The sequence below is a fragment of the Mucilaginibacter sp. genome, assembly GCF_039207105.1.
In the GTDB taxonomy this organism is placed as follows: domain Bacteria; phylum Bacteroidota; class Bacteroidia; order Sphingobacteriales; family Sphingobacteriaceae; genus Mucilaginibacter.
In genome coordinates this window covers 1-8,156 of the sequence record NZ_JBCECK010000154.1, presented here as the reverse complement: position 1 = coordinate 8,156, position 8,156 = coordinate 1, and the positions used below count along the sequence as shown (strand labels likewise).

General features: G+C 42.6%; 10 protein-coding genes. 2 read left to right on the top strand and 8 right to left on the bottom strand.

Annotated features, from left to right (window positions below):
* A partial coding sequence (locus tag AAGC65_RS21510; protein WP_343114523.1) for a GMC family oxidoreductase occupies nucleotides 1-444 on the top strand: 444 nt, incomplete at its 5' end.
* Between the two features lie 10 nt (nucleotides 445-454).
* The gene (locus tag AAGC65_RS21505; RefSeq protein WP_343114522.1) at nucleotides 455-1,207 is read left to right on the top strand and encodes a DUF1080 domain-containing protein; all 753 of its coding nucleotides are present in this window, start codon (nucleotides 455-457) and stop codon (nucleotides 1,205-1,207) included.
* Nucleotides 1,208-1,639: 432 nt separating this feature from the next.
* Here the strand turns inward: AAGC65_RS21505 and AAGC65_RS21500 are convergent, their stop codons facing one another.
* The 8 genes from AAGC65_RS21500 to AAGC65_RS21465 form a co-directional block, all read right to left on the bottom strand.
* A complete protein-coding gene (locus tag AAGC65_RS21500; RefSeq protein WP_343114521.1) occupies nucleotides 1,640-2,107 on the bottom strand; it encodes a phosphatidylglycerophosphatase A in 468 nt (155 codons plus the stop codon).
* A 105-nt stretch (nucleotides 2,108-2,212) separates the two neighbouring features.
* Nucleotides 2,213-3,031 carry a TerC family protein gene (locus tag AAGC65_RS21495; RefSeq protein WP_343114520.1) on the bottom strand — a complete coding sequence of 273 codons (819 nt, stop codon included), beginning with the start codon at nucleotides 3,029-3,031 and terminating at the stop codon, nucleotides 2,213-2,215.
* 36 nt (nucleotides 3,032-3,067) lie between these two features.
* A complete protein-coding gene (locus AAGC65_RS21490) occupies nucleotides 3,068-3,988 on the bottom strand; it encodes a hypothetical protein (protein ID WP_343114519.1) in 921 nt (306 codons plus the stop codon).
* Between the two features lie 405 nt (nucleotides 3,989-4,393).
* A complete protein-coding gene (locus tag AAGC65_RS21485; RefSeq protein WP_343114518.1) occupies nucleotides 4,394-5,536 on the bottom strand; it encodes a toxic anion resistance protein in 1,143 nt (380 codons plus the stop codon).
* Nucleotides 5,537-5,663: 127 nt separating this feature from the next.
* The gene (locus AAGC65_RS21480) at nucleotides 5,664-6,278 is read right to left on the bottom strand and encodes a TerD family protein (RefSeq protein ID WP_343114517.1); all 615 of its coding nucleotides are present in this window, start codon (nucleotides 6,276-6,278) and stop codon (nucleotides 5,664-5,666) included.
* Between the two features lie 4 nt (nucleotides 6,279-6,282).
* Nucleotides 6,283-6,837: a TerD family protein gene (locus AAGC65_RS21475; RefSeq protein ID WP_343114516.1), complete on the bottom strand. Its 555-nt coding sequence runs from the start codon at nucleotides 6,835-6,837 to the stop codon at nucleotides 6,283-6,285.
* Nucleotides 6,827-7,672: a phosphoribosyltransferase family protein gene (locus tag AAGC65_RS21470; protein ID WP_343114515.1), complete on the bottom strand. Its 846-nt coding sequence runs from the start codon at nucleotides 7,670-7,672 to the stop codon at nucleotides 6,827-6,829. Before AAGC65_RS21470 ends, AAGC65_RS21475 begins: the two co-directional genes overlap by 11 nt.
* A partial coding sequence (locus tag AAGC65_RS21465) for an HAD-IA family hydrolase (RefSeq protein ID WP_343114514.1) occupies nucleotides 7,672-8,156 on the bottom strand: 485 nt, incomplete at its 5' end. The genes AAGC65_RS21465 and AAGC65_RS21470, both read right to left, overlap by 1 nt.

The following is an 8,156-nucleotide window of genomic DNA, read 5'->3' as shown; positions in this document are numbered from 1 at the left end:
GTGTATATGTACCTGCAAGGCGAAACCATCCCTAAAGCAACGAACCACGTGCGTCTCAGCAAAACCGAAAAAGACCAGTGGGGTATTCCGCTTCTGATTACCTCGGTTGAATATGATGATAACGACGAACGCATGGTACAGGATTTTTTAACTCAAAGCACAGACATGCTGCAAAAGGCAGGTTGCAAAAACATTGTGGCCACCAATAACAAACAGGCTCCCGGACTTGATATTCATGAGATGGGCGGTGTACGCATGGGTAAAGATCCCGCCACATCATTGTTGAATGAGTGGAACCAGCTGCACCATTGCAAAAACGTATTTGTTACCGATGGTGCCTGCATGACCAGCACCGGTAATCAAAGTCCGTCGATATTGTATATGGCTTTAACTGCCCGGGCTGCTACTTACGCGGTTAGTGAAATAAAAAAAGGAAATCTTTAATAGTTGAATTATGAAATATATACTTTCTATTTTGACGGTTGCAGCGTGTTTGGGCAGTTGCCAGTCGCCGGCTTCCAAAAGCACAGCATCTACTCCCGGTAACGATAATACGCCGAAGGCTGCTACAGACAGCACAAGCTTTGTATCGTTATTTGACGGCAAAACCACCAAAGGCTGGCACACCTACGGCAAAGACACCGCCGGCAGCGCATGGAAAGCCGAGGACGGTGTTCTGCATTTAGACGCATCGCAAAAAGGCGACTGGCAAACCAAAAACGGCGGCGATATTGTCAGCGACCAGGAGTACGAAAATTTTGACTTTAAAACCGAGTGGAAAATATCAAGAGCAGGCAATAGCGGCATTATGTTTTATGTACATGAAGATCCTGCCAAGTATCAATACGCCTGGTACACCGGCCCGGAATGCCAGGTTGCCGATAATAAAGAGAATGAGGACGGCAAATTGATCAAACATCGTGCAGGCGATCTGTATGATCTGATGTCGATATCCAAAGATGCGGTAAAGCCAGCCGGCGAATGGAACCAGGTAGAGATCGTTGCCAATAAAGGCAAGCTTGATATTTATATGAATAAAGAGCATGTGCTGTCTACCACCCTTTGGGATGATGCCTGGAAAAAGTTGATTGCGGGTAGTAAGTTTAAGGAATGGCCCGCATTTGGCACCTTTAAAACCGGTCGTATAGCTCTGCAGGATCATGGCGCCGATGTATGGTTCCGGAATGTGGAGATCAAGAAGTTATGATATAAGCAACTTCGATGTATAGAAAGCGTTGGGGATATTGCGATTCTTTCCTTGGGGAAGGAGAAGGAAGGGGTTTGTTCAGTATGCAAGTATTTGCCTTGCGTAGAAACCCCTCCCTGCCACTGCTCTATCTTACATGCCCTTCCCGAGGGTAATAGCTCATAAATAGGCATAACTTTGATTCGCATGGTTTACAGTGACTCACCCGGTCTACGCTTCGCTGGACCGCCCTCTCTTCGCCTGCGGCGGAAAGAGGGCAAGGAAAAAAGGATAAAGAGGAAAGAAAAAATTTCTTACCCTCTTTCCAGCGAAGCTGAAGAGAGGGTCGACAAGCGTAGCGATGTCGGGGAGAGTCGATAAACAGCCTGATTTGATGAAACTGTCAATTCATGGGCTATTACTCTCCCGAGGAAGGGAATTGAAAACAATATCTTATGGGTGAATAAAAACGCTCCACAGCACATATCCTACCCACAATAAAATATTGGAGTAAACGCCGGCCAATACATCGTCCATCATAACGCCTGTGCCGCCGCCCATATCTTCCATTTTGCGGATACCAAGAGGTTTTAAAATATCAAAAAAGCGAAACAGCACCAATCCGGCCAATAAAAAATAAAGATTGGGCGGTATAAATAACACAGATATGAGCATACCTGCTACCTCGTCAATCACCACGCGCGAGCTATCCTCGCCCCAATCTGGCTCCACTTTGTTGCTTACATAAACGCCTAACAACGTCACCACTACGGTTATAACAAATAAATACCAGGGATTTTGCAGCGTCGGACTTTGCCACAGCAGCCAGATAAAGCCGCAGGTCACTATAGCGGCATACGTACCACCGCCCTTCAAAAAACCGATGCCAAATATGGAGGCGATGATCTTATTTAAATTCATTTATTAGTATAGTTCATTGGTGTATTGGTTCATTAGTTCATTGGTACACATTTCCTTGATGATTACCAAGCAATTGCAAACTGCCAACTATTAACTGCCAACTTCTTATTGTTTATCCAATACATCTTCGGCGGCTTCGGCTACTTCCGGTTCAATGGTGTGCCTTTTGGGAAAGTTGAATAAAAGCGATGTTAAAACCGGTATAATGAAGATAGCCACGGTAAATACCGAAGTAACGATATCGGCCTTTTCACCTTCCATCAGTTTTGAAAAAGGAGCTTCAGGATAAAAGTGTATGTATAATGATGATGATAGTTTAATACCCAATACGCCGATCACAATAAACGCCACAGTTTCCAGGAAGGTAAATTTTTCCATCAGTTTTACAAAGGCCTGGGCCACAAAGCGCATGGCCAATATACCAATGAACACACCAATATAAATAAGCACAACGTGATCTGTAAAGGCCACGGCAGCAAATACGTTATCGATAGAGAAGGCCAGGTCCATTAATTCAACCAAAGCCACAGTTGCCCAAAACACGCCGAACACGCCCACAGTTGAGCGATAAAGCCAGTTTTTGCTTTTATCAACCTCTTCCTCTTCGCCACCGTTGGCTGCCTGAATTTTGCCTTTAAAGTAGTTAAAGCATAAATACAGCAGGTACAAACCACCAATTGGCTTTAGCCACCATATTTTCACCAGCCATGAGGCCAGGAACAAACAAACGCCCCGTAATACATAAGCACCTATGATACCATACCTCAGCGCTTTTTTACGCTGGTTAGGCGGCAGATCAAGCACCATTGTGGCCAGCACAGCTGCATTATCAACCGAGAGCAGGCTCTCAATAACTATTAAGTTTAAAATGATCAGCACACCGGCTTTAATATCGGGGCCTAATATTGTATGCAAAAAATCCATAGCAACAGGTAAATGAATTATAATAGGTTAAATAAACTAAATTAAATCGGTATTGAGCATGCTTTTTAAAATATTAGCTTGCACATCTATACTGCCGATGTTTTCGAGAAAATTGATATCCGATATTTTTTTATAATTATCGGCCAGCAGGGTTTTGATCTCCGGCGGCATAAACGATTTCATAGCAGCAGCACTGCCCTCCAGCTTATCGTTCTTATCCTTCAGTTCGTGTATCAGCCTCTCTTTTTTCGACATGTTATTAGTAAGATCGATATTGGCCAGTTTAGTTACATCTAAAAACACAAACAGACTATCCGAAGGTGAATATAAGAAGTGCCTGTCGGCATCTACAAACTTGTAAACTTCCAAAACCTGGCTGCCTGATTTTAGTCCGCAGTAAAACTCAGTCTTAAAATCGTACTTACATAGTACGCCCATTAGCTTACGCTGTATAGTGGCGTATTCATCTTTATAAACATCTTTATCGCTATAGGCAGTCAATTCCTGCTGCAGTTCGGGTGTAATGTTGTAAAAAAAGTCGGCCGCGAAGCGTGAACTAAATGAATTGATATTTTTAGAAAGCGGATTATCTGTAGAGTTATCAGAAAGCACCTGGAACAACTTACGTAACGATAAGTTTATCTTGAGTGCCTGCCGCTGCTTTTCAAGATTGAAGTTAGCCTCGGTATAAAACGGATCGTTCAGTTTTTCTATCAGCTCCTTATTGATCTGGATCTCATCGAACACCAGACTGATGTTACCCTCGTTATTCTTTTTGATCTTCCGGAGCAGATCGATCAGGCTTTGGGTAAACTGTAGATGGAATAGATCGAGTTTATTGGCATCAAGCTCCGGGTTGGTTTCAAACAGCTTGTGGATAACCTGGCTGCGAAGGTATATTTTGTAAATAACATCATCGCCAAAAAATACAGAAAGCAATTGCAGCTTACTGAGCATTCGGTTGGACTGATTTAGAATATTTAACCGGCTTTCATCCATCAACTGGCGACCCTCTACGTTTTGATCAAACGCAAATTTACGAAATTATAGATGATTCTATATAAGGCGCAATTGTGAGATATGGCGCAATGACACGGCTTTTAGATTGAGAGCTCATAATTGTTGTTGACAATACCAACAACGGCAGGAGTTTAGCGATAGCCTCATTCCCTGCAATGGTAAAAAATCATATTAGTTGCGTCATCCTGAACTTGTTTCAGGATCTCTCAGGACAATTAGCCTTCATGTGAAACACTTTGCACGTGGGATGCCGAAACAAGTTCGGCATGACGTAAAGAGCATGAGAAACTTACGAAGTTTTAAAGACTTCGTAAGTTTAATATTGAATAACAAACCAACCCCTTACCCGTTGGTCACGTGCTTTTTCAGCTCCGTTTCCAGGTTTTGCAGTTCGGTGTTGAGGGTTTTGCGATTGGCGGTACCTTCATCATGAATGCGTTTTACCTCGGTAAGAGTTTCAATGAGCGAGGCGGTGGTTTTTTTCAGCGTATCTAAGGATACCACGGTCTTTTCATTTTCACGGGCCACGTCAATACTGTTTTGTTTCAGCATCTCGGCGTTCTTTTGCAAAATGGTATTCGTAGTATCTGATATTTTTTTCTGCATCTCCACATTTTCCTTTTGCCTGTTAAGGGCAACAGCTATAGTAAGCTGATTTTTCCAAACCGGGATGGTGGTTGATACTATTGACTGTGCTTTTTCGGCAATAGTGGTATTGTTGCTTTGCACCACACGTATTTGCGCCAATGATTGCAGCATAATAAAGCGTACCACCTTTAAATCGGCCAGGCGTTTATCAAGGCGGTTCACGTAATCGCGCATGTCGGCAATTTCGTAGTCGTTATAGGCTGCAGGGTTGGCATCCATCTGTGCCAGTTGCTCGTTCAGTTCGTTATATTTTAACTGGCCCGATATAATGAGCTCTTCCATCTGGTGAATGTAGCCTACGTTGCTGTCAAACATGGTTTGCAACGAGCTATTGTCCTTGATAGAATTTACACGACCGGCCTTTATTTTATTGGTGATTTTATCAACATTGTTGATCACGGTATCATATTTCTGAAACAGCTTTTTAGCATCAAATACCAGCTTTTTCATGAAAGGGATGTGCGATATAAAGGAAGAGAACGCATTTTGGTTCAGCTCATCCACATCAATATAATTAAGCTCGGTAAGCAGCTCATTAATCAGTGAGCCAACCTCGCCAGAGTTGTAGGTACGTACCGATGTCAAGAAGTTATTGCTGTACTTTTCCATCGATGCCTGCACTTCTGTACCGTAGTTCAGTATAGAGTTTACATCTTTAGGGTCGAGAGCCTTGCCTACCTCACTATATTTTTGCACTTCAACCGGCGTAATGTTAGTTAAGTCAACATTACCTTCCTTGTCCAGCAATTTTGCCGGTGTGTTTGCAGATGGAACCGGATTAATATCCAAATTTACCGGTGTTATATTTAGTTCGTTATTACCTGGTGCGCTTTCCATGATTTTGCGTTTTTAGTATTGAGTTGTGAGTGATGAGTTTTTCTCTGAACCTTGATTTTGGGGATGAAAGGATTAATGGATTTTCCATAAAACTTAAAACCCATCACTCAAAACTCACCACTATTTTCTATAAATAATTCTGAGCAATCGTTTTTACCGATTCCTCTAATTTCCTGTCGCGTGTAGGTTCGCCGATGGCATTGAACTTCCATTCGCCATTCTTTTTGTAAAATACGCCCATCGCCATTGATACGTGCCCGGCAAAATCTTTGCTGTTAGCAATATCATAAGTGGCAAATACCTCGTTTACACGTGTTGGCGTACCCTCATAAATTCGGATAGATGCAAATGGGATAGTACCAAAATCCTGCCCGCGGAAACTGTTAAGGATAAAGGCTACATAGCTGATCTGGCTGCTTAAACCCGCAAGGTCAACGGTGATCACTTCATTATCCAAGCCGTCGTTACCGGCCATATCGCCTGTCAGGTCATCGCCGCTGTGTTTTACTGCGCCATCTTTTGATTTAAGGTGACCGAAGTATACCACATCTATCAGCTGTTTGTTATCATCATACAACGCGCAGCTGGCGTCAAGGTCAACTGCTTCTTTTGTAGTGCCAAAACCAAACAGGCCTTTTTTTTCAATAGCGCCCCAGTTGATGCCAACGCAAATGCTTTGCAGTTTGCTGCCATTATTTTTTTCGAGGCTAATGCGTTGCCCCTTTTGCAGATTGATTGCCATAGTTTTATTGGTATTTGTTTAAATAATCCTGCAGGCCACCTTTCATGCCCACACCTACGGCCTCAAATTTCCAGTTGTTATCTCTTTTGTAGATACGACCAAACTCAACAGCGGTTTCTATCGAAAAATCCTCTTCCAGCTCGTATTTTAAAATATCGGTATTGGTACTCGCATCAAATATCCGGATAAAGGAATTACGAACCTGACCAAAGTTTTGTTTGCGGGCCTCGGCCTCATGTATCGTTACCACGATACATATTTCTGATACCTTGCTGTCGATACGCGACAGGTCGACCTTGATCTGCTCGTCGTCGCCATCGCCGGCACCGGTAAGGTTATCGCCGGTATGCTCAACCGCGCCATCCGGCGATTTCAGGTTGTTATAAAACACAAAATATTCGTCGGCTATTATTTTTTTATTATCGCCCAGTATAAAAACAGAGGCGTCCAGATCAAAGGCGCTGCCTGTTGAAGAGTTATTGGTATCCCATCCCAGGCCAATGGTAAATTTAGGTGCATTAATGCTTTCCCTTTGGCCTTTTTGCAAGTTAATTGCCATGTTTTATTAGTTTATGTTTGTTTAAAAATAGGTTTTCTTTGATGTAGTTCAGGTTGTGGGTATACGCTTCAATAGTATGGTAGCCATTGCCTAAAGCCGCGTCATACAGCGAGTTTACAAAATCGTCCGTTTGCTCGTGTATAAAAATACAAAAACTATCAAAATCGTAATTTAAAATATACTTTACTATGCGGGTGTTGATGCAAAAACTGCCGCCTTTGATAATATCGCCCAGATCAAAAATTGATTTTACCTGGTGGTAGTTAATAAAATTTTCAATATTGGGGTGGATGTTTTTATTGGTAAGCTCGGCAAAGTAAAGCATGAATATATCATTGCTGAGGCCGTACTCCTTCACCATTTTCATGATCATGCGTTCGTGACTGCCGGTAATTTTTACATCATCTAAAAAAAGCAATGTTTTATCCTGCAAAAAATCTTTGTCGATGTGGAATGAATCATTGCCGATCAGGTTCATCCTTTGCTGGGCATCCAGTTCGCCGTAATCATCCTTATAGGTTATGGTGCGGTGCACCTTGGTTTCCTGAGTTACGGGATAACCATGCAGGGCCAGCCAGCGGTTAAGCCGGGCCGCAAACCAGTTTTTCATGGCAAAGGTAGCCGTAGGGATAAACGAGTACGGGCTTGATATCACCACAATTTGCTGTTTAATGGGATTTTCGGCCAAGTATTGGCTGATAAAGCCATCGGCCAGCTGGGTGCCGAAAGTTTTAGCCACGGCATCGTCGCCAAATTTAAAGCGGCTGTAATCATCAGGGTTAAACCCAAACGCCTCTGCGTTATTAATATGATGTAATGACCAGGTAGTGTTCATTAGCTTATTAATGTAAAAATGGATTGGTTGTTTGAGTTGATGAGCAAACTTTTTATGCCTGCCGCCTTTGCACCTTCCACATCGGCTTTAGGGTTATCGCCTATATGAATAATGTTATTTAAAGATATATCTTTCCCCGGGTTAACTTGTTTAATGTGCTGCAACATCAGGTTAAACAAAGCGGGGTTTGGTTTTGACATGCCCACCTCGTCAGAGTACAGCTGAAAATCAAAGTATTTATCCATCTTTAATTCCACCAGTATCTTTTTTAATGTTGCTCCTTTTATAAAACCGGTGTTGCTTAATAAACTCATGGTGCAACCACCTTTCTGTTTTAGATGATCAAGCACCTCAATTGTTACAGGGCTGTATATTACGGGCATATTTTTCAGCACCAGCGTCTCCATATCGAAGTACAGTTTAGCCGTATCAATTTCATGCAGATTAAGCAGGTTATCATTGATCAGGTTGATCACCATCAGGA